This window comes from Kitasatospora humi (genome assembly GCF_020907985.1).
GTDB classification, from domain to species: Bacteria; Actinomycetota; Actinomycetes; order Streptomycetales; family Streptomycetaceae; genus Kitasatospora; species Kitasatospora humi.
Genome location: NZ_JAJJPA010000010.1, coordinates 23,542 through 43,390, shown reverse-complemented (window position 1 = coordinate 43,390; position 19,849 = coordinate 23,542). Strand labels below are relative to the sequence as shown.

General features: G+C 72.8%; 19 protein-coding genes. 7 read left to right on the top strand and 12 right to left on the bottom strand.

From position 1 onward, the window contains the following. Positions 1-40 precede the first annotated feature (40 nt). The 6 genes from LN042_RS12960 to LN042_RS12935 form a co-directional block, all read right to left on the bottom strand. Positions 41-514 carry an SAM-dependent methyltransferase gene (locus tag LN042_RS12960; RefSeq protein WP_230051317.1) on the bottom strand — a complete coding sequence of 158 codons (474 nt, stop codon included), beginning with the start codon at positions 512-514 and terminating at the stop codon, positions 41-43. Positions 515-567: 53 nt separating this feature from the next. Further along, entirely contained in the window at positions 568-1,599 is a 1,032-nt protein-coding gene (locus tag LN042_RS12955; protein ID WP_230051316.1) for a hypothetical protein, read from the bottom strand. 314 nt (positions 1,600-1,913) lie between these two features. Beyond that, the gene (locus LN042_RS12950; RefSeq protein ID WP_230051315.1) at positions 1,914-4,334 is read right to left on the bottom strand and encodes a protease pro-enzyme activation domain-containing protein; all 2,421 of its coding nucleotides are present in this window, start codon (positions 4,332-4,334) and stop codon (positions 1,914-1,916) included. A 271-nt stretch (positions 4,335-4,605) separates the two neighbouring features. Next, entirely contained in the window at positions 4,606-5,553 is a 948-nt protein-coding gene (locus tag LN042_RS12945; protein ID WP_230051314.1) for an oxygenase MpaB family protein, read from the bottom strand. A gap of 235 nt (positions 5,554-5,788) precedes the next feature. After that, the gene (locus LN042_RS12940; RefSeq protein ID WP_230051313.1) at positions 5,789-7,306 is read right to left on the bottom strand and encodes an FAD-dependent monooxygenase; all 1,518 of its coding nucleotides are present in this window, start codon (positions 7,304-7,306) and stop codon (positions 5,789-5,791) included. A gap of 156 nt (positions 7,307-7,462) precedes the next feature. After that, on the bottom strand, positions 7,463-7,864 hold the full coding sequence (locus LN042_RS12935; RefSeq protein ID WP_230051312.1) for a hypothetical protein: 402 nt from the start codon (positions 7,862-7,864) through the stop codon (positions 7,463-7,465). Between the two features lie 127 nt (positions 7,865-7,991). On the opposite strand from LN042_RS12935, the gene LN042_RS12930 reads away from it, so the two are divergent. Beyond that, a complete protein-coding gene (locus LN042_RS12930) occupies positions 7,992-8,810 on the top strand; it encodes a MerR family transcriptional regulator (protein WP_230051311.1) in 819 nt (272 codons plus the stop codon). Positions 8,811-8,865: 55 nt separating this feature from the next. Here LN042_RS12930 and LN042_RS12925 read toward each other — a convergent pair whose 3' ends face one another. Beyond that, positions 8,866-9,192: a hypothetical protein gene (locus LN042_RS12925; protein WP_230051310.1), complete on the bottom strand. Its 327-nt coding sequence runs from the start codon at positions 9,190-9,192 to the stop codon at positions 8,866-8,868. A gap of 112 nt (positions 9,193-9,304) precedes the next feature. Here LN042_RS12925 and LN042_RS12920 point away from each other — a divergent pair, with 112 nt between their 5' ends. After that, complete coding sequence (locus tag LN042_RS12920; protein WP_230051309.1) at positions 9,305-9,946, top strand: TetR/AcrR family transcriptional regulator C-terminal domain-containing protein; 642 nt, start codon at positions 9,305-9,307, stop codon at positions 9,944-9,946. 164 nt (positions 9,947-10,110) lie between these two features. Here LN042_RS12920 and paaN read toward each other — a convergent pair whose 3' ends face one another. Continuing rightward, entirely contained in the window at positions 10,111-11,793 is a 1,683-nt protein-coding gene (gene paaN, locus LN042_RS12915; RefSeq protein WP_230051308.1) for a phenylacetic acid degradation protein PaaN, read from the bottom strand. Positions 11,794-11,906: 113 nt separating this feature from the next. On the opposite strand from paaN, the gene LN042_RS12910 reads away from it, so the two are divergent. Further along, a complete protein-coding gene (locus LN042_RS12910; RefSeq protein WP_230051307.1) occupies positions 11,907-12,488 on the top strand; it encodes a TetR/AcrR family transcriptional regulator in 582 nt (193 codons plus the stop codon). 147 nt (positions 12,489-12,635) lie between these two features. Here the strand turns inward: LN042_RS12910 and LN042_RS12905 are convergent, their stop codons facing one another. Beyond that, positions 12,636-13,196, bottom strand: coding sequence for an Lrp/AsnC family transcriptional regulator (locus tag LN042_RS12905; protein ID WP_230051306.1), 561 nt, complete (start codon positions 13,194-13,196; stop codon positions 12,636-12,638). Between the two features lie 171 nt (positions 13,197-13,367). Here LN042_RS12905 and pdhA point away from each other — a divergent pair, with 171 nt between their 5' ends. From pdhA to LN042_RS12890, 3 genes are read left to right on the top strand one after another with little or no spacing between them, the layout of a single operon-like run. Beyond that, positions 13,368-14,501 carry a pyruvate dehydrogenase (acetyl-transferring) E1 component subunit alpha gene (pdhA, locus tag LN042_RS12900; protein ID WP_230051305.1) on the top strand — a complete coding sequence of 378 codons (1,134 nt, stop codon included), beginning with the start codon at positions 13,368-13,370 and terminating at the stop codon, positions 14,499-14,501. A gap of 5 nt (positions 14,502-14,506) precedes the next feature. Next, complete coding sequence (locus tag LN042_RS12895) at positions 14,507-15,493, top strand: alpha-ketoacid dehydrogenase subunit beta (protein WP_230051304.1); 987 nt, start codon at positions 14,507-14,509, stop codon at positions 15,491-15,493. A gap of 5 nt (positions 15,494-15,498) precedes the next feature. Next, positions 15,499-16,848, top strand: a complete 1,350-nt coding sequence (locus LN042_RS12890; protein WP_230051303.1) for a dihydrolipoamide acetyltransferase family protein — start codon at positions 15,499-15,501, stop codon at positions 16,846-16,848. A gap of 93 nt (positions 16,849-16,941) precedes the next feature. On the opposite strand, the gene LN042_RS12885 is transcribed toward LN042_RS12890, so the two are convergent. After that, positions 16,942-17,433 (bottom strand): hypothetical protein, encoded by a 492-nt coding sequence (locus LN042_RS12885; RefSeq protein WP_230051302.1) that lies wholly within the window; start codon positions 17,431-17,433, stop codon positions 16,942-16,944. A 141-nt stretch (positions 17,434-17,574) separates the two neighbouring features. After that, the gene (locus tag LN042_RS12880) at positions 17,575-18,423 is read right to left on the bottom strand and encodes a helix-turn-helix transcriptional regulator (RefSeq protein ID WP_230051301.1); all 849 of its coding nucleotides are present in this window, start codon (positions 18,421-18,423) and stop codon (positions 17,575-17,577) included. Positions 18,424-18,562: 139 nt separating this feature from the next. Between LN042_RS12880 and LN042_RS12875 the strand changes: the two genes are divergently transcribed. Further along, complete coding sequence (locus tag LN042_RS12875) at positions 18,563-19,342, top strand: NAD(P)H-dependent oxidoreductase (protein WP_230051300.1); 780 nt, start codon at positions 18,563-18,565, stop codon at positions 19,340-19,342. Between the two features lie 47 nt (positions 19,343-19,389). Here LN042_RS12875 and LN042_RS12870 read toward each other — a convergent pair whose 3' ends face one another. After that, on the bottom strand, positions 19,390-19,848 hold the full coding sequence (locus LN042_RS12870; RefSeq protein ID WP_230051299.1) for a hypothetical protein: 459 nt from the start codon (positions 19,846-19,848) through the stop codon (positions 19,390-19,392). Between the last annotated feature and the right edge of the window lies 1 nt (position 19,849).

Genomic DNA, 19,849 nt, shown 5'->3' with positions numbered 1-19,849 from the left:
TCGCACGACGCCGGCGCGGGGCCGTACCGGTGGCGGGGCCTCAGTAGTACCGGCGCATCAACTCGGTCGCCCATTCGGGTTGCGCGGTGGCGCCCAGCGGACCGAACTCGGCCATCCACGGCTTGAGGTCCAGCACCGGGGTGCCGGCCACCGCGTCGAGACCCTGGACGTGCACCCGCAGGCCGTCCACCTTCAGCAGGCGGCAGCGGGAGACGCCGAGCCGGTTGGGCCGGTTCTTGCCGCGCTGGGCGAAGATCCCCACCTCGGGCCAGTCCGGGTTGCCGCGCGGCCGGCGGGCGGTGGTCTCGATCTTCTCCGGCGCCACCTTGTGGAAGTGGAACACCACCTCCAGGTGCGAGAAGGCGTCCAGCCCGCGCAGCGCCTCCTCGGTGTACCGGTCGCCGTCCAGCTCGATCACGGCGGTCTCCCGGCCCCAGTCGTCGTCCGCCACCTCGGTGCGGCCGCCGACCACCGTTCCGATCGGGTGCAGCTCGACGGGTGCGTCCTGGCTCATCGTTCCCCCAACAGCTCGTCGTTGGGAGTGATCATGCCGCATCGCGGGCCGGATCAGTCCCATTCCCAGCGGATTCCGGTCTGGCCGGGCTGCTGGTCGGTGACCAGGGCGTGCACGCTGGCCGAGGCGCCGATCCAGAGCCGCTCGCGCACCCGGTCCCGGTCCTCGCCGCCGTCCCGCTCGTAGCGCTCGCAGTGCGCCGGCAGCGCGGCCGGATCGAAGTGCACCTGGAGCACGAACTCCCGCACCGGTACCGCGAACCTGCGCCCGTACAGCTGGGTCGGCTCGGACGGCGGCAGCTCCACCTCGTACTCGAAGACCGCCGCGTCGCCCAGCCCCAGCGGCCGGTCCAGCAGCAGCTCGGCGACCAGCAGCCCGATCCCCGGGCGGCGCCGCACCCGGCCGAGCCGGGCGTGCCGCACCGAGGTGATCTCCGGGCAGCCGGTCGCGTTGGCATCGGCCTGGTGCACCACCAGGCAGCGGGTCACCTCCTGCACGGTGGCCCGCACCACCTGGCGGGTGCGCAGCAGTTGACCCTGCCGCCGGGCGCTGACGAAGTACGAGTCGTGCACGCTGAGCCGCTCCAACTCGCCGATCGGCGGGGCGTCCAGCTCCTCGAAGACCTCGGCGACCTGCTGCTCCTCGGGCCAGACCGCGGAGACCGGCAGGCTGTCCGGGACCTGCTGGGCGACCCAGCGGCCACGCGGCCGGGGCGGGCCGAGCAGGCTGGACAACGTGGTGGTCTCCAGGCCGAGCAGCTCCTCCAGCAGGCCGACCGCACGGACCGAGGCGGCGCGCTCCGGCTGGCTGCGCCCGCGCCGCCAGTAACTGAGCGTGGTGACACTGACCCTGACGCCCTGCTGGGCCAGCTCGGTGCGGATCCGGTCGAGGCTCAGACCGCTGGCCTCGATGGCGTTGTGCAGCGTCTGGGCGAAGTTGCCCGCCGCCGTCGTGGCCGGGCAGGCCGAGGGGAACGGCCGCAGGCCGACCGGCGGAGCCGACTGGCCGCGCAGCAGCACCGAGGCCGTCGACTGCTGCTCCACCAGACGGAGGTGCCCGGCGTTCTGCTGGTATTGCGAGCCCATGCGAATAACCTTCCCCACCAGCCGCCCCGTGGCCCGGAGATTACGCGGCGGGACCGGCCCGATGGTGTTGTGGGGACACCACCGAGATGCAGGAACCTTACGCAGGCACCAGAGGCTACGTCATCCGCGGGCCCCTATGACAGTGGTCACGACAAACAATTTCACACCGTTTACAGCGGTCTACGAAAGTTGGAAACAAGAATGCAACAAACCCGCTGTTTCCGGGCAATGCCGGGAAACAGCGGGTTGTCTCACTACCTGGGATTATCCGGCGAACCGGTGCCTGCGCGCTACCAGGTGATGACGGGTTGTTGTCAGTTCACGTTCAGGTTCGCGTCGTCGATGACGAAGCTGGTCTGGTTGCTGGAGTCCTCGGTGCCGGTGAACTGCAGGGTGACGGTCTGGCCGGCGTAGGCGGACAGGTCGACGGTCTGCTGGGTGTAGCCGTTGGCGGCGTTCGCGTTCGACCAGGTCTTCAGCGTGGTGCCGTTGGCGGTCAGCTTCAGGGTGTCGTACGCGGTGCTGTCGGTCTCGGCGGTGTCGATGTGCAGCCAGAAGGTGAAGCTGCCCTTGCAGTTGGCCGGGATGGTGACCTTCTGCGAGAGGGTGTCGGTGTGGGTGGTGCCGTAGCCGTCCAGCCAGGCGAAGTAGCTGCCGCTGTGAGCGGACTCACCGGTGCTGTTGGTGATGACGCCGGGGGAGGCGGTCCACGGGGAGGTGCCGTTCTCGAAGCCGCCGTTGCCGATCAGCTGGCCCGGGGTGGTGCAGCCGCTGCCGGCGGTGGCCACGGTGAAGGTGAAGGTGGCGGTGCCGGTGGCGCCGGTGCCGTCCGTCGCGGTGACCGTGACGGTGCTGCTGCCCGCGGCGGTCGGGGTGCCGGAGATCAGGCCCGAGGAGCTGATCGACAGGCCGGCCGGCAGGCCGGTGGCCGAGTAGGTCAGGGTCTGGCCCGAAGCCGAGTCAGAGGCGTTGACCTGCAGCGAGACGGCGGTGCCGACGGTGCCGTTCTGGTTGCCCGGGCTGGTCACGGTCACGGTGTTGCCGCCGGTCGAGCCCGAGCCGCCCAGCAGCGCGGTGGTCAGCGCGTCGGCGACCGGGGAGCCCCAGCCGGTGACCTGGTCGTAGCCGGTCTTGGCCGAGAAGTCCTGGTTGGCACCGCTGGTGACGTCGTGGAAGGCGGTGCCGTAGGCCGAGGAGTTGGCGACCTGGTAGAGCGCGGGGTTGGCCTGGCCGAGGTTGGCCTTGCCGGCAGCCTTGGCCTTCTGGTTGAAGAGCGCGGTGTAGCCGGACCAGAGCGGGGCCGCGGCGCTGGTGCCGCCGTAGACCTGCCAGCCCGGAGCGGAGGTGCCCTGGGTGTAGATGGCGAAGCCGCTGTTGGGGTCGGCGTTGGACGAGACGTCCGGCACGGTGCGCATGGTGCCGCTGACGCCGGTGCCGGTCTGCCAGGACGGCTTGGCGAACTGGGTGGAGACGCCGCCGCCGGCGGTGCTCCAGGCGCTCTCCGAGCCGAAGCCGGTGCCGGAGAGCTGCAGGTTGGTGCCGCCGACGCCGGTCACGTTCGGGTCCGAGGCCGGGTAGTCGACCGCCTTGACGTTGGCACCGCTGGTCGAACGGGTGCAGTCGCGCGAGCCGTCGTCACCGGAGGCCGAGTAGGCCGACTGGCCCTGGGCGGCGGCCTGCTTGAAGGAGTTGGCGACCGTGTTCATCAACGAGGCGGTGGTGTCCGGCTCGCAGGAGCCCCAGGAGATCGAGATCACCGAGGCCTGGTTGTCCGACACGATCTTGGCGGCCATGTCGATCTCGCCCTGGTCGCTGTTGGGGGCCTCGTAGATCAGCTGGGTGGCCTTGGGGGCGACACCGCGGACGATCTCCGAGTCCAGCTCGACCTCGCCCTGGCCGTCGCCGGGGGCGCTGTCGTAGTTGGCGCCGTCCACCGAGACGGTCTGCACGGCCGGCCCGGTCAGGCCGTACTGGTTGTCGTAGGTGGTGAGGTTGGACGACTTGTAGCCGTCGAACTCCCAGAGCGCGACCTTGACGCCGGTGCCGTCGGCGCCGACCTTGTTGAGGTTGTAGGCGCCGTCGTACTGGCTCGGGCCGTAGCCGCTCGGAGTCGCGTTGGAGGACGCATTGGCGGGCTTGACCAGGCTCGGGGTGCGCACGGTGTGGTTGGACAGGCCGCCCATGCCGACCACCAGCGAGGCGATGTCCGCCGGCAGCGAGGCGGCGCCGTCGTTGGCGAAGAAGTCCTTCTTCTGCTGGTTGTCGAAGTAGGCGCTCTCGTGGGTGCCGAACGCCGCGGAGATCTGGGCGGAGGTGCCCTTCACGTCGACCACCTGGCGGTTGGCCGAGACGGTGGCGGTCAGGCCGTGCGACTTCAGGTAGTTGACCACGTGGTCGATGTCCGCCTGGGCGGGCGCGTACCGGTCGGCGAACTGCTGCGGGGTCAGGTAGTGGCCGTACAGCGCAGACTTGGGGTCGGAGACCTGGGCCAGGAAGGCGTCCAGGTCCGCGCTGTTGCGCAGCTTCAGGCCGACGGCGACCGAGAGCTGCTGGTTCGCCGGGACGTCGCCCTTCTTCTGCGAGTGGGCCACCGCCGGGGTGACGGTGTCCGGCAGTGCCACGCGCGGGGCCGCGGCGTTGGGGGTGGCGGCCTGGGCGGTGCTGATGCCCAGCGAGGCGACCGAGAGCGGCAGCAGGGCTATCGCGGCTGCGAGGGCGAGGGGGCGGGGACGCACGGGCTCCTCCTCCGGCCGGCGCTGTGGGGCGCCGGCAGACGTTCTTACGTGTGGGGTCGAAAACGCTTCTGATGAAGATCCCAGAAATTTCCTGGGAATTGAGCAATGATCAGGTAATGAACTGACAAATAACAGTCAAGTGTGGAAGCGCACGAATTCAACCGTGTGAAGCGGGTTCCATACAGTGAATGGGATTGGTATGGACAAGCGGACTGCCGGCTCCGGGTGGGAGCCGGTGGTTCGGGAGCGTCCGGTGGTGGTCGGCGGGCGGCTATTCCGCCGGGGCTGCCGGGGCCTGCGGGGCCGCCGGGCCGGCCGGGCCTCCCGGGATCGCCGGGCCGGCCGGGTGCACCGGGCAGCCGCCCCCGGCCCCGGCACCGGGGAAGGTGCCGAGCTCGGGGATCCGGAAGCCGGCCCGGTAGCTCTTGATCTCCGGGTTCTGCCTGCTCCAGTGCGGTCGGCGGCGCGGCGGCAGCGCCCGCACCACGCGGGCCCGCAGTCGCAGTGCGCCGGAGACCAGCGAGACGGTCAGCGGCGCCGGGTCCGGGTACCGGAAGGCCCGGCGCAGCGGCTCGTCGAGCAGCGCCCGGGCGGCCGCCGTGGCCGCGGAGCGCAGCGGTGCCGGGTACCAGGAGGCCATCAGCGCCAGCGTGGCGTCGGAGACCCGCCGGGCCCCCTCGTCCCAGCCGAAGTGCTCGGCCTCATAGGCGTCCAGGCACTCCTCGAACTCCTGGTGGGTGCGCGGGATGTCCTTGATGCCCATCAGCTCGCCGAGCCGGCGGTAGTAGGCGGCGGTGGCCCGCAGCTCGTGCTCGCTGAGCCGCCGCCAGCCGTACTCGGCGATCCACCGCTTGGGCATCACCACGAAGGTGCAGAGCACGTAGCGCATGTCCTCGTTGCTGATGTCGTAGCGCTGGTGCATCTGGTTGATCCGACGGATCGCCATCCGGCCGCGCGGGCTCTCGAAGCCGTGCTCCACCACCGCGCCCAGCAGCAGCGAGGTGTCGTCGTAGCGCTTCTGGGAGCGGTCGGTCAGCTCGGCCGTCCGGTCCAGCAGCCGCCCGATGCTCGGCACCGCGTAGGTGCGGTAGAGCGCCAGCTCCAGTGCCCTGGTGTGGTCCCACGGGAACTCGTAGGCCGAGCAGAGCCGGTAGATCTCCAGGTAGTCCCGCTCCGGGTCGAGGCGGCGGATCTGGCGCAGGCGGTCGAAGCGCTTCATATCGACGTATGGTCGCACAGCGCCGTCGTCGGGCTGAGCCGTGGTCAGCTCGCTGCCGGCCGCCGCCGGGACGGCTCACTGGTAGCCGTGGCCGGCGGGTGGCCGGCGCACTGCTCGGCGGGCCGGGCGGGGGGCCGGCTCACTGCTCGGCGGGCTGGGCGGGTGGCCGGCGCACTGCTCGGCGGGCTGGGCGGGTGGCCGGCGCACTGCTCGGCGGGCCGGGCGGGGGGCCGGCTCACTGCTCGGCGGGCTCGCCCACCCATCGCACCAGGGCCCGGCGCAGCTCCTCCCGGCTGGGGTCGGCCGCCGCCCAGGCCGCGTAGCCGTCCGGCCGCACCAGCAGCACGGTGGCCCGCAGCTTGCCGTGCGGGTCGGCCGGGGCCGCGTGCACCAGCCGCCCCTGCCAGGGCGCCGTGACCTCCGGCTGCAGCCCGCTGAAGACCGAGCCCGGTGCCCGCTCGTCGGCGGTCACCAGCACGAACTTCCCGCTCCGCAGGGCCTCGTGGAGCCGGGCCGGGGCGCCGGGGGCGTCCTGGGCCAGCCGCAGGTCCGGCACCCGCCGGCCGGCCAGCGGGTGCGAGCCGGGCTCGGCGCGGTAGTGGATCCCGATCCCGGAGACCATCCGGGCACCGCGCGCCACCAGCGGGTTGACCACCCCGCCCAGCCCGCCGACCACCGAGCGCACGGCCCGCACCGCGCCGGACTGCGCCAGCGCCATCCGGATCAGCCCGCCGGACAGCCGCAGCACCAGCTTGCCGACCGGGTGCCGCTCGTCCTGGTAGCTGTCCAGCAGGCTCTCCGGCGAGTGGCCCCGGACCACCGCGGCCAGCTTCCAGCCGAGGTTGGCGGCGTCCTGCAGCCCGGTGTTCATGCCCATCCCACCCGCCGGGGAGTGGCAGTGCGCGGCGTCGCCGGCGAGCAGCACCCGGCCGTCCCGGTAGCGCGGCGCCTGGCGTTCGTCGCTGTGGAACCGGGACAGCCAGCGGGCGTCGTGCAGCCCGTAGTCCTCACCCAGCGTCCGACGGGTCAGTTCGGCCAGTTCGTCCAGCGCCACCGGTGCGTCGTCCGGGAACTGGTGGTGGCGGTCCCAGGCGATCACCCGGTACCAGCCGTCCCCGAAGGGCACCATGAAGGCGAAGCCGTCAGCGGTGGCGCCGACCGTCATCAGCTCGTCCGGCGCCCGCTCCAGCCGGACGTCGGCCAGCACCACCGAGTTGACCACCGACTCGCCGGGGAACGGGATGCCGACCAGCTCGCGCACCGAGCTGTGCACCCCGTCGGCCCCCACCACGTAGCGGGTGCGGTGGGTCACCGTGCCGTCGGCGGTCTGCGCCTGCAGCGTCACCCCGTCGGCGTCCTGCCGCAGGCCGGTCACCCGGTGGCCCCGCAGCAGCACCGCGCCGGCCTTCAACGCCCGCTCCTCGAGCAGCCGTTCGGTGTGCGACTGCGGGGTCATCAGCACGAACGGGAACCGGCTGGGCAGCCGACCGAGGTCCAGCTCCAGGGAGTTGAACAGCCGCAGCCGGGTGACGGGGGTACCGGTGGCGATCAGCTCCTCGGCCAGCCCCCGGGCGTCCAACTGCTCCAGGGAGCGGGCGTGCACGGCGAACGCCCGGGTCAGGTTGGACTCCGCGGCGCGCTTCTCCAGCACCACCACCCTGACGCCCGCGGTCGCCAGATCCCCGGCCAGCAGCAGACCGGTGGGCCCGGCACCGACCACCGCGACCTCGGACTCCGACACCGTACTGGTCATGCGATCTCCCCGACTCTCGAAAGGGCAAGCTGCGGCGGGCCGTTCCCGGCCCGCTCTCAGCTTGCCACCCCCACGGGCCGGTTCGGCACTGTGCCGCACCACCGCCGGTCGGCACCCTTTCGAGGTGACGGCCGGCCACGGGCCCGGTGAGGGGTGCTACTGCGCCGGTTGCTTGACGGTGAAGTGGTAGTCGCGGCGGATCCGGCCGTTCTCGTCGAGCTGGAGGACGGCCCGGGCCGCCCAGGCGACCTCGCCGGCCGCCTCCAGCCGGATGGTGAAGACCACGCAGTCGTGGTGGCCGCGGGCGTCGTCGGCGGCGGTGACGGTGAAGGCGCCGGCGAACTGCCGGTACGCGTGCGAGACCCGCTGCTCCAACTCGGCGAGGCCGCTGAACCGGGCGCCCGCGTCGGCCAGATGGATCGCGCCGGGGGCCCAGAGCCCGGCCACGGCGACGGCGCGCCGGGCGGCGTCGGGCTCGGTCCAGACGGCGAGGTAGCGGGCCACCAGGTCGGCGATCTCGGCCTCGGTGAGCTCCAGGTCGAGCGGGGTCGTGGTCATGGGGCGTGCTCCGTTCGCTTCGGGCTTCGGTTGCCTGGCGAAAGGCTCGGTGCTGCGGCGGCGGGAGGGGCAAGGGCGGTGGGCCGGGGAAACCCTCCCTCGGGGGGAGACCCACAGAATGGGACCCATGGCGAGCTACCTCTCGATCGGCGACTTCTCCCGGGCGACCCACCTGACCGTCAAGACGCTGCGGCACTACCACCAGTCGGGGCTGCTGGAGCCGGCCGCCGTGGACCGGGCGACGGGCTACCGGCGGTACGAGGTGGAGCAGATCGGCACGGCGCGGGTGATCCGCCGGCTGCGGGAGCTGGACATGCCGCTGGAGGAGGTCCGGGCGCTGCTGATCGCGCCCGACCTGGCCGCCCGCAACGACCGGCTGACCGCTCATCTGGCGCGGATGGAAGCCGAGTCGGCCCGCGCGCAGGCTGCCGTCGAGGCCCTGCGGGACTTGCTCGCGCCCGCCGCCGAAGCCGAGTTGGAGCTGCGCGGCGTGCCGGACACCCCGGTGCTGGCGATCACCGAGACGGTGGCCGCCGAAGACGCCTGCCTCTGGCTCCAGGGCGCCCTGGGCGAGCTCCACGGTCTGCTGGCCGCCCAGGGTGCGACGCCGGACGGGCCGCCCGGCGGGGTCTACGGCGACGACTTCTTCGCCGAGCACCGCGGCTCCGTCACCGCCTACCTGCCGTGCGCGACCCCCGTCCGGCCGCTGGGCCGGGCCACGCCCGGCACGCTGCCCGCGGTCGACCTGGCCGTCATCGTCCACGCCGGCCCGCCCGTCGACACCGCCCGGACGTACGGGGTGCTCGCCACCCACGTGGCCCGCCACGCCCTGCCGGTCGACGGCCCGATCCGCGAGCACTACCTGGTCGGCCCCCGCGACACCGCGGACAGCACCCGCTGGCGCACCGAGATCGGCTGGCCGGTGTTCCGCACGGGGGCGGCATGAGCGGCGGGCCACCGGTGCGTCGTCCGGGCGGTCACCGCCGCGCCGGGCGAACGGGTCAGGCCGGGATCGGCTCGCCGAGGGCGTCCCGGGCCAGCACGCGGTAGACGGCGTTGACCGTCGGTTCGCTGACCAGGTGCTTGATGCGCTCGTAGCGCCGCTCCTCGACGGGGGCGATGCGCTCCATCCAGAGCGGGATGTCCTCGGGCTCGACGTCCTCCACGATGGCGAGGGTGCACAGCTCCCGGGGGTCCTCCAGGTTGGTCGCGCTGAGCACCACCCGCGGATCGCCGGGGACGACCTCGTCGGGAAGCCAGGCCGCGCGGAACCGCTCGTAGTCCACGCCCTCGTTCAGCCGCCGGACCATCACCGCGACGATCTTCATGGTTCTCGCCCCCTCCCCGGTGGCGCTCCCCGCCGCCGGCTTTTTCTTACGCCGTAAGAACTTGCTGGGACCAAGATTGTCTTACAGTGCAAGAAACAGCAAGGGGGTACCCATGGCCAATCGGCGTTCCCGCCCGCGTTCCGGGCTGACCAGGGAGAAGGTCCTCGACGCGGCGATCGCCTTCGTCGACGAGCACGGGCCGGCCGCCCTGTCGACGCGCAAGCTGGGCACCGCGCTCGGGGTGGAGGGCATGACGCTCTACTACTACGTCCCGAACAAGGCCGCGCTGCTCGACGGCATGGTGGAGCGGATCCTACAGTGGGCGATCGCCGAGGCGGGTCCGCTCGACTCGCCGGTCCCCTGGCCCGAGACCGTCCGGAACACCGCCACTGCCCTGCGCACGGTGCTGCGCCGGCACCCCGGCACGCTGGCGGTCATCGCCACCCGGCCGGCCGCCTCGCCGGCCGCCCTGCGGATCCTGGAGGACGGGCTGGCCGCCCTGTGCGCGCAGGACGTGCCGCTGGACCTGGCCATGGACGTGCTCAACGCGGCGGTCGTGTTCACCATCGGCCACACCCTGGCCGAGGTCGGCCGGACGCCGGGTGCCGACGCCGATGACACCGCCGCCCCGGACGTCACGGCCTATCCGCACGTCGCCCGGGCCTACACGACCGGTGCCGGCCTCGACTCCGAGCGCCGGTACGACCGCACCCTGCAGATGATCATCGACGGCCACGCCGCGCTCATCGGGTAGTGCGGCGCTGATCGGGTGAGCTCACTCGCCCGCACCGGCGCGGTCACCCCCGGACCCGTGGGAGCACCGGGCGTGGCGCCGGCGCCCGGAGGCACGCGCAGCTGAGCGGCCCGCCCGGCGTGGTGGTCAGCCGGGCGGGCCGCTGTTCGGGGGCGGGACGGGGATCAGGCCGGGCGGCGGACCTCGATGACGCGGAAGCGGTTGGCCACGAAGGCGGCGTCGGTGTAGGCGGCGTTGGCGGCAGGGTTGGCGCCGGTGCCGTGGAGGTCCGAGAAGGCGGCGGTCTGGTTGGGGTAGACCCCGCCGGTCAGGTTGAGGGAGAGGCAGACGCCGCTGTCCAGGCAGGCCTGGATCATGGCCTGCTCGACCTCGGCGGAGGTGGTGTAGCCGGTGGCGGTCATCGCGCCGTGCTCGCTGACGCTCTGGCGCAGCAGGTCGACGGCGTCGGCGGTGGACTCGGTGGCCACCGCGAAGTAGACCGGGCCGAAGCACTCGGTCAGGAAGTGCGAACGGTCGTCCGGCTTGTGCGCCTCGACCTTGACCAGGGCGGGGGTGCGCACCGTGGCGCCGGGGAACTCCGGGTGCTCGATCACCCGGGGCGCCAGCGCCAGGTCGCCGTACTCGCCGCCGGCCGCCGCCGCGCTGCGCTGCAGCACGGCCGGGTTGACCACGGCGCCGAGGATCGCGGTGGCCCGGGCGTCGTCGCCGAGCAGGCCCTCGATGGCGCGGGCCAGGTCGGCCACCACGTCGTCGTAGGCCTTGGGGCCCTGGTCGGTGGTGATGCCGGTGCGCGGGATGAGCAGGTTCTGCGGGGTGGTGCACATCTGGCCGGTGTAGAGCGAGAGGGCGAAGGCCAGGTTGTTCAGCATCCCCTTGTAGTCGTCGGTGGAGTCGATGACGACGGTGTTGACGCCGGCCTTCTCGGTGTAGACGAGGGCCTGCTTCGCGTTCTCCTCCAGCCAGGTGCCGAACTCGGTGGAGCCGGTGTAGTCGATGATCCGCACGTCGGGGTGGACGGCGAGGGCCTTGGCGATGCCCTGCCCGTCCCGCTCGACGGCCAGCGTGACCAGGTCGGGGTCGAAGCCGGCCTCGGTCAGCACCTCCCGGGCGATCCGCACGGTGAGCGCCAGCGGCAGCACGGCGCGCGGGTGCGGCTTGACCACCACCGGGTTGCCGGTGGCCAGCGAGGCGAACAGCCCGGGGTAGCCGTTCCAGGTCGGGAAGGTGTTGCAGCCGATCACCAGCGCGGTGCCGCGCGGCACGGTGATGAAGTCCTTGCTGAGCTTCAGCGGGTCGCGCTTGCCCTGCGGCTTGGTCCAGGAGGCGGTGCCGGGCAGCTTGGTCTGCTCGGCGTAGGCGTAGGCGACCGCCTCCAGGCCGCGGTCCTGGGCGTGCGGGCCACCGGCCTGGAACGCCATCGCGTAGGCCTGGCCGGTGGTGTGCATCACGGCCTGGGCCATCTCGTGCGAGCGCGCGTTGATCCGGGCCAGGATCTCCAGGCAGACCGCCGCCCGGGCGGCCGGCGAGGCGGCGGCCCAGCCGGGGCGGGCGGCCGCGGCGGCGGTGAGCAGGGCGTCCACGTCGGCGCGCGGGTAGCCGATGTTCAGCTCGACGCCGTACGGCGAGACCTCGGAGCCGGCCGTCTCGCCGGACTCCGGGTGGCCGGGCAGCGCGAAGGGCGTGCCGAGCAGCGCCTCGAAGGCGGCCTTGCCGTCGGCGGCGCCGGTTTCGCCGTAGGCCTTGAGGATCTCCGGGTACGGGGACCAGTAGTCCCGCTCGGCGAGCGCGGTCAGCGCCCGGGAGAGGGTGTCCTGGTGACGCTCGATCAGTTCGTCGACGGGGGCCATGCGGCGCTCCTCGGAAGACAGGAAGGGGCTGACCCTCCTCAGCGTAACCGAACGATCGGTCGGGTCAACAGCCCCCGCGCCGGATCCGACCGCGCGCCGTGGATACTCGGAGCATGGCCGAGAACCCCACCCGCACCACCTACACCGTCGACTCCTTGCTCGCGGTCACCGTGCAGGTCTTCAACGACCGCGGCTACGACGGCACTTCGATGGAGGACCTGTCGCGGGCGGCCGGGATCTCCAAGTCCTCGATCTACCACCACGTGCGCGGCAAGGAGGAGCTGCTGCGGCTCGCGGTGGGCCGGGCGCTGGACGGGCTGTTCGGCATCCTCGACGAGCCGGAGTCCGCGCAGGGCCGCCCGGTCGACCGGCTGGAGCACGTGGTGCGGCGGACGGCCGAGGTGCTGCTCACCGAGCTGCCCTACGTGACGCTGCTGCTGCGGGTGCGCGGCAACACCGGGACGGAGCTGTGGGCGCTGGAGCGGCGGCGGGACTTCGACCACCGGGTGGCCGAGCTGCTGCGGGACGCGGTGGCGGCCGGCGAGCTGCGGGCTGACGTGGAGCCGCGGCTGGCGACCCGGCTGCTCTTCGGCATGATCAACTCGATCGTGGAGTGGTACCGCCCGGACCACGGCGGCACCGACGGCATCGCGGACGCCGTGGTCCGGCTGGCCTTCGACGGCCTGCGGGCCTGACCGGAGCCGACGGCTTGCCGGCCCGCCCTGCGCGGACGGCTTGCGTCCTTGCTCGGCGCGGAGGCTTCCGGGCCTGGCCGGCGCCGACGGCTTGCGGGCCGGACCGGGTGCCGCGCGGGCGGCCTGCCGGTCCGGACCCGCCGGGAGTCACGCCGGCGGCACCCGGTCGGTCTCCTCGAAGACCAGCAGGGTCTGGGTGGAGAGCACGTCCGGGATCGACTGGATGCTGTTGAGCACCAGTTCCCGCAGCTCGCGGTTGTCGGCCGTGTGCACCAGCAGCAGCACGTCGAACTCCCCGCCGACCAGCGCGATGTGCGCGACCCCGGGCAGGTCGAGCAGCCGCTCCCGCACGGTCCGCCAGGAGTTCTGCACGATCTTCAGGGTGACGTAGGCGCAGGCGCTCAGTCCGGCCCGTTCGTGGTCGACCCGTGCGGTGAAGCCGCGGATCACCCCGTCCTCCATCATCCGGGCGATCCGGGCGTAGGCGTTGGCCCGGGAGACGTGCACCCGCTCGGCCACCGAGCGCACCGAGGCCCGGCCGTCCTGCTGGAGCAGCCGCAGGATCGAGCGGTCCACCCGGTCCAGGCCGCGTTCGACCGCCGACGGCGGTCCGGCCGACGGCGGTCCGGCCGGCGAGCCGCCGGCCGGCGACGGCACGGGCAGCACCGGTCGGGCGCCACCCGGTCCGACCATTTGTTCAGTGCTCATGTCCCCCAGCCCTCCGATGATGGACGTGCTGCTTTCAGCAGACTGCCGAGCAGGCCGATTGTCCAGCACCTTCACCGTGCTGTGGCCACAATGAAAAGACAACCGAACAATCGGTTGGGAGGCAATCCCCCGCTGCGCCCTGCTGCCCTCCCCACCCTTTGGAGGTGCCCGATGCCCGTTCTCGAACACCGGCCGACCGCGCCGGTGCCCAGCTGGCTCCCCGGTGCGACCGCACCGCGGACCGACCCGGCGCCCCTCCTGCCGGACCCGTCACCCGTCCGGATGCTCGGCACCGACGAGCTCAAGGACCAGGACCCGGCCCTGCTGCTGGACCTCTACCGGCGCCTGGTGGTGGGCCGCCGCTACAACCAGCAGGCCACCACCCTGACCAGGCAGGGCCGGCTGGCGGTCTACCCGTCCTCGACCGGCCAGGAGGCCTGCCAGGTGGCGGCCGCCATGGTGCTGCGGCAGGACGACTGGCTGTTCCCCAGCTACCGGGACACCCTCGCGGTGGTCGGCCGCGGCGTCGACCCGCTGGAGGCGCTGACCCTGCTGCGCGGCAACGCGCACACCGGCTACGACCCGCTGGCCACCCGCACCGCGCCGCTCTGCACCCCGCTGGCCACCCAGGCGCCGCACGCGGTGGGCCTGGCGCACGCGGCCCGGCTGGCCGGCGACCCGGTGGTGGCGCTGGCCATGATGGGCGACGGCGGCACCAGCGAGGGCGACTTCCACGAGGCGCTGAACTTCGCAGCCGTGCTGAACGCCCCGGTGGTCTTCCTGGTGCAGAACAACGGCTACGCCATCTCGGTGCCGCTGGCCAAGCAGTCCGCCGCGCCCAGCCTGGCGCACAAGGCGGTCGGCTACGGCATGCGCGGCCGCCTGGTGGACGGCAACGACGTGGTGGCGGTGCACCAGGTGCTGGCCGAGGCCATGGAGCAGGCCCGCACCGGCGGCGGCCCGACCCTGGTGGAGGCGCTGACCTACCGCCTGGACGCCCACACCAACGCCGACGACGCCACCCGCTACCGCGGCTCGGACGAGGTGACGGCCTGGCAGGAGCACGATCCGCTGCTGCTGATGGAGCGCCGACTGCGCGACCTCGGCCTGCTGGACGACGCGGCCGCGGCCGAGGCGAGCGAGGCGGCCGAGACCCTGGCGGCCCGGATGCGCGCCGAGTTCCACGCCGAGCCGGTGCTCGACCCGATGTCCCTCTTCCAGCATGTCTACGCCCACCCCACCCCGCAACTCCTGGAGCAGCAGCACCAGTTGGCGGCCGAGCTGGCCGCGGAGGCCGAGCGGTGACAACCATGACCCCGACCCGTACCGTCACCATGGCCCAGGCGCTCAACACCGCACTGCGCGACGCGATGCGCGAGGACGCCTCGGTCCACCTGCTCGGCGAGGACGTCGGCCGGCTCGGCGGCGTGTTCCGGATCACCGACGGCCTGGCCGCCGAGTTCGGCGAGCAGCGCTGCCTGGACACCCCGCTGGCCGAGGCCGGCATCCTGGGCACCGCGATCGGGATGGCCATGTACGGCCTGCGTCCGGTGGTGGAGATGCAGTTCGACGCGTTCGCCTACCCGGCGATGGAGCAGCTGATCTCCCACGTGGCCAAGATGCGCAACCGCACGGCCGGCCGGCTGCCGCTGCCGATCACCGTGCGGATCCCCTACGGCGGCGGCATCGGCGGGGTGGAGCACCACAGCGACTCCTCCGAGGCGTACTACGTCGCCACCCCCGGCCTGCACGTGGTCACCCCGGCCACCGCCGCGGATGCCTACGGCCTGCTGCGCGCCTCGATCGCCTCCGACGACCCGGTGGTCTTCCTGGAGCCCAAGCGGCTCTACTGGTCCAAGGCCGACCTGGACACCACCGGCGCGGTGGAGCCGATCGGCCGGGCGGTGCTGCGCCGGCCGGGCCGCTCGGCGGTGCTGATCACCTACGGTCCGTCGCTGCCGGTCTGCCTGGAGGCGGCCGAGGCGGCGGTCGCGGAGGGCTGGGACCTGGCGGTGCTGGACCTGCGCTCGCTGGTGCCGTTCGACGACGCCACGGTGGAGAACGTGGTCCGCTCGGTGGGCCGGGCCGTGGTGGTGCACGAGTCCACCGGCTTCGGCGGCATGGGCGCGGAGATCGCGGCCCGGGTCTCCGAGCGGTGCTTCCACCACCTGGCGGCGCCGGTGCTGCGGGTGACCGGGTTCGACATCCCGTACCCGGCACCGATGCTGGAGCACCATCACCTGCCGGGCGTGGACCGGATCCTGGACGCGGTCGCCAAGCTGCAGTGGGAGGACTGACCGTGATGCCGATCGTGCGCGAGTTCACGCTGCCCGACCTGGGCGAGGGACTGACCGGTGCCGAGGTGGTGCGCTGGATGGTCGAGGTCGGCGAGGTGATCGCCGTCGACCAGCCGGTGGTGGAGGTGGAGACCGCCAAGGCGGTGGTCGAGGTGCCCTGCCCGTACGGCGGGGTGGTGACCGCGCGGTTCGGCGAGGTCGGCGAGGAACGCGCGGTCGGGCAGCCGCTGGTCACGGTGGCGGTGGCACCGGAGCCGGGCACCGAGGTGCCGGCGGCCGACGCCCCGACCGAGACCCCGGCCGAGCGGCCGCTGGTCGGGTACGGCGTGGCGGAGGGCGGCAAGGGTGCTCGCCGCCGCCGGGTCGGAGTACCGGCCGCAACCACGGCCGCGCCGGAGCCCGTGGCGGCCGCGCCCGTGGCACCGGCGGCAGCCGCGCCCGTGGCACCGGCGGCACCTGCGGCCGCCGCGCCCGCCGTGGTCGCCGTGATCTCCCCGCTGGTGCGCCGACTGGCCCGCGAGCACGGCATCGAGCTGGCAGCGGTCACCGGAAGTGGCCCGGACGGGCTGATCATGCGCGCCGACGTGGAGCGCGCGATCCAGGCCGGGCAGGCTCCGGCCCCGGCGGCCGCTCCCGTGGCCGCGGCTGCTGCCGCCGGTGAGGTGATCCCGCTGCGCGGCCTGCGCCGCACGGTGGCCGAGAAGCTCACCCGCAGCCACCACGAGATCCCCGCCGCCACCTGCTGGGTGGACGCCGACGCGACCGAACTGCTCGCCGTCCGTGCCCAGATGAACCAGGGTGACGCCCCCAAGGTCAGTCTGCTGGCCCTGCTGGGCCGGATCTGCGTGGCCGCGCTGGCCCGTTACCCGGAGCTCAACGCCGGCGTGGACCTGGACGAACAGGGCCGCGCGGTGGCGCTGCGCCGGCACTCCGCCGTGCACCTGGGCTTCGCGGCGCAGAGCGAGCGCGGCCTGGTGGTGCCGGTGGTGCGCGACGCCCAGCTGCTCAGTACCGAGCAACTCGGCGCTGAGCTCAGCCGGTTGACCGCCGCCGCGCGGGCCGGTTCGCTCACCCCGGCCGAGCTGACCGGCGGCACCTTCACGCTGAACAACTACGGCGTCTTCGGCGTCGACGGCTCCACGCCGATCATCAACCACCCCGAGGCGGCGATGCTCGGAGTCGGCCGGATCGTCGCCAAACCATGGGTGCACGACGGCGAGTTGGCTGTCCGTCAGGTCACGCAGCTGTCGTTCACCTTCGACCACCGGGTCTGCGACGGCGGCACCTCGGGCGGGTTCCTGCGGTTCGTCGCGGACTGCGTCGAGCGGCCGGGGATGTTGCTGCGGCAGCTCTGACTGCTGCCGCAGCTCCGAGCGGAGTGCGGGGATGAGGCTGCGGCGGCGCTCCATGATGACCGCCGTCGCAGCCGAACTGATCAGGGGACGGCGTCAGGGGCGCCAGCGCTGGGCGATGGTGGTGATCGCGCCGCTCCTGTTGACGGTGATCACGTACTGGTTGCGGCACGAGGCCGGATACTGAACGGCGCCGGGGTTGCCCTTGCAGAGGTGAACGCGCTGCAGGAGGTCGGCCACACTGACCTCCTGACCCGAGGCGCGGTTGAGCAGGAAGGCCTTGGCGCCGCGGGCGAACTTGAAGTTCTTGGGCTTGCCCACCGGAATGAACACGCCATCGTCGTAGCCGCACGGGTCGAACTTGGTGTTCTGGCCGATCAGCGACTTGCCGGAAGCACTCACGTCGATGGCCTGCACGACCCGCATGTGGTTCGCGTTGCCCCCGCAGTCGGCCGCCGACGGCGCCGCCGACGCGGTGGTGGCGCCGAGCGCGGTCAGGGTGAGGGCCGCACTGGCCACACCGGCGGCGACGAACCCGAAGTGACGAGATATCAAGAAGACTCCCTGGAAAGGATTCAAGGCGTCCATGGCGGATCGCCTCACTTCCCTACAACGCCGCGAACGGCCGCTCGCGTTGCACCCCAGGGCGGTCCGGCAGTGCCTGGTCAGCCACCGGGCCCGCCCGTACGGCCCGCCCCTACGGCCCGCCCGGGTGCCGGCTCGCGGTGGTCAGGCGGTGCTACCGGGATGCCCGTCAGGGCCGTCCGCGCCGAGGCCGGCGCCCAGGCCGGCGAGCAGGCGCAGCCCGTCCTCAGCCGGGCTGCCGGGGGCCGCGGACAGCACCAGCAGCTCCATGCCCGATTCGTCCGGCAGGGCGAAGTTCTCATGGTGCAGTTCCAGCAGCCCGACCAGCGGGTGCCGGTACGCCTTGCGCCCATGGGTGCGGGCGCGCACGTCCGCGCGGGCCCAGAGGACGCGGAACCGCTCGCTGCCCATCGCCAACTCGCCGATGAGCGAGGCCAGGCGGGGGTCGTCGGGGTACTTGCCGGCGGCCAGCCGCAGGTGCCCGACCACATCGAGGGTGCAGTTCTCCCAGTCCGCGTAGAGGCCGCGCTCGGCCTCCTCGAGGAAGATGTGCCGGGCGGTGTTCAGGCCCGGGATCGGCCGGCCGTAGAGGAGCCCGGCGAGGCGGTTCCCGGCGAGCACGTCCATGCGGTGGTCCGTGATCAGCGCGGGTGCGTCGGTGACCAGGCCGAGGACGCGCAGCAGCTCCGGCCGGATCCGCCCGCCCGGCGCCTTCGCCCGGCGGCGCCGCTGCCGGGCGAGCCGGTCGAGGTGCCCGCGTTCGGTCTCGTCGAGGCCGAGCACGCGGGCGAGCGCGTCGACGACCTGCTCTGAGGGCTGGGTCGCGCGCCCCTGCTCCAGGCGCACGTAGTAGTCGACGCTGACCCCGGACAGGTGCGCGACCTCTTCGCGGCGCAGCCCCTCGACCCGGCGGCGGCTGTCGGCGGGGATGCCGACGGCGGCCGGGTCGACCCGGGAGCGCCGGGTCCGCAGGAAGCCCGCGAGATCGTCCATGCCGTCAGTATGGCCTCGGTCGGCGCCCGCGAGGGTGGTCCTGCCGTTACCAGGAAGTCCCGTCCGACGGAAGGGGGGCCCCTGAACGCCGGGCGCCGCGGCGTCCAGGATCGGAGGCATCCGATCCGAAGGAGTTCCGATGAAGACGCTGATCGTCTACGCCCACCCGGAGCCGATGTCGCTCAACGGCTCACTGAAGGACCTCGCGGTCTCCACCCTGGAGGCCGCCGGGCACGAGGTGCGGGTGAGCGACCTCTACGCGATGAACTGGAAGGCGGTCGTGGACGCCGCGGACTACGGCCCCGAGGCGTCGAGCCCGCTGAAGGTCGCCGTGGACTCGGGCCGGGCGTTCGACGCCGGGACGCTCACCGCCGACGTCCGGGCCGAGCAGGAGAAACTGCTCTGGGCCGACACGATCATCTTCCAGTTCCCGCTGTGGTGGTACACGATGCCCGCGATCCTCAAGGGCTGGGTGGACCGGGTGTTCACCTACCACTTCGCCTACGGCGTCGGCGAGCACAGCGACACCAAGTACGGCGAGCGCTTCGGCGAAGGCACCCTCGCGGGCAGGAAGGCCCTGTTGTCGGTGACCACCGGCGGCCCGGAGTCGCACTACGCCGCCCGCGGGATCAACGGCCCCATCGAGGACCTGCTCTTCCCCATCCAGCACGGCATCCTCTACTACCCGGGCATCGAGGTGCTGCCGCCGTTCCTGCTGCACGGCACCGACCGGATGACCGGCGAGGACTACGCGGACGCCGCCAAGGCCTGGGAGCAGCGCCTGCTCACCCTGGAAACCACCGAGCCGATCGCGTTCCGGCGGCAGAACTTCGGCGACTACGAGATCCCCTCGCTGCAACTGAGGGAGGGCCTCGAGCCCACGGGCCGCACGGGTTTCGGGCTGCACGTGCGCGGCTGACCTCCGGCGGCCCGGTCCGGTGTCGGTGCCGCAGCCGCTGATCCCCCTCAGCGCCGGTCGTGCAGTGCTGCGACCCCTTCGCAGTGGTGGGGCCGGGGCGCCAGGTCAGGCTGCACCTTCCAGCAGCAGGCCACCTCGACCAGCAGGAGCAGCGGGGCGAGGAAGAGCAGCAAGGCCAGCAACGGATCCAGCCGTCCGGCCACCCGGCGTCCGGCCCGGGTCGCGGACCTGAGGAGCAGGGCGGCGGTCACCGTGGTGGAGAGGCCGATCGCGGGAGCGGCCCAGGTCGCTACCTGTCCCAGTGCCGGCATGCCCGGGCTGTTGACGCAGGACGCCAGCACGTGGATCACGTAGCGCTGGTCGGCCCAGGTGGCGCTGAAGGCGCTCAGCAGGCCCAGCGGAGCCGCCAGGAGGGCGGTCCGCGCCGTCCAGCGCCACCAGGTGGGGGCCGGTGGCGCCGTTGGGGCGGCTTCGTCGATCGCTGGTGAGGGCTGTCGGTCGGTCATG

Bases quoted from the DNA above. Each gene is read 5' to 3' on its own strand.
- LN042_RS12960 (WP_230051317.1), bottom strand. From the start codon at position 514: ATGAGCCAGGACGCACCCGTCGAGCTGCACCCGATCGGAACGGTGGTC.
- LN042_RS12955 (WP_230051316.1), bottom strand. From the start codon at position 1,599: ATGGGCTCGCAATACCAGCAGAACGCCGGGCACCTCCGTCTGGTGGAG.
- LN042_RS12945 (WP_230051314.1), bottom strand. From the start codon at position 5,553: ATGAAGCGCTTCGACCGCCTGCGCCAGATCCGCCGCCTCGACCCGGAG.
- LN042_RS12940 (WP_230051313.1), bottom strand. From the start codon at position 7,306: ATGACCAGTACGGTGTCGGAGTCCGAGGTCGCGGTGGTCGGTGCCGGG.
- LN042_RS12935 (WP_230051312.1), bottom strand. From the start codon at position 7,864: ATGACCACGACCCCGCTCGACCTGGAGCTCACCGAGGCCGAGATCGCC.
- LN042_RS12930 (WP_230051311.1), top strand. From the start codon at position 7,992: ATGGCGAGCTACCTCTCGATCGGCGACTTCTCCCGGGCGACCCACCTG.
- LN042_RS12925 (WP_230051310.1), bottom strand. From the start codon at position 9,192: ATGAAGATCGTCGCGGTGATGGTCCGGCGGCTGAACGAGGGCGTGGAC.
- LN042_RS12920 (WP_230051309.1), top strand. From the start codon at position 9,305: ATGGCCAATCGGCGTTCCCGCCCGCGTTCCGGGCTGACCAGGGAGAAG.
- paaN (WP_230051308.1), bottom strand. From the start codon at position 11,793: ATGGCCCCCGTCGACGAACTGATCGAGCGTCACCAGGACACCCTCTCC.
- LN042_RS12910 (WP_230051307.1), top strand. From the start codon at position 11,907: ATGGCCGAGAACCCCACCCGCACCACCTACACCGTCGACTCCTTGCTC.
- LN042_RS12905 (WP_230051306.1), bottom strand. From the start codon at position 13,196: ATGAGCACTGAACAAATGGTCGGACCGGGTGGCGCCCGACCGGTGCTG.
- pdhA (WP_230051305.1), top strand. From the start codon at position 13,368: ATGCCCGTTCTCGAACACCGGCCGACCGCGCCGGTGCCCAGCTGGCTC.
- LN042_RS12895 (WP_230051304.1), top strand. From the start codon at position 14,507: ATGACCCCGACCCGTACCGTCACCATGGCCCAGGCGCTCAACACCGCA.
- LN042_RS12890 (WP_230051303.1), top strand. From the start codon at position 15,499: ATGCCGATCGTGCGCGAGTTCACGCTGCCCGACCTGGGCGAGGGACTG.
- LN042_RS12885 (WP_230051302.1), bottom strand. From the start codon at position 17,433: ATGGACGCCTTGAATCCTTTCCAGGGAGTCTTCTTGATATCTCGTCAC.
- LN042_RS12880 (WP_230051301.1), bottom strand. From the start codon at position 18,423: ATGGACGATCTCGCGGGCTTCCTGCGGACCCGGCGCTCCCGGGTCGAC.
- LN042_RS12875 (WP_230051300.1), top strand. From the start codon at position 18,563: ATGAAGACGCTGATCGTCTACGCCCACCCGGAGCCGATGTCGCTCAAC.
- LN042_RS12870 (WP_230051299.1), bottom strand. From the start codon at position 19,848: ATGACCGACCGACAGCCCTCACCAGCGATCGACGAAGCCGCCCCAACG.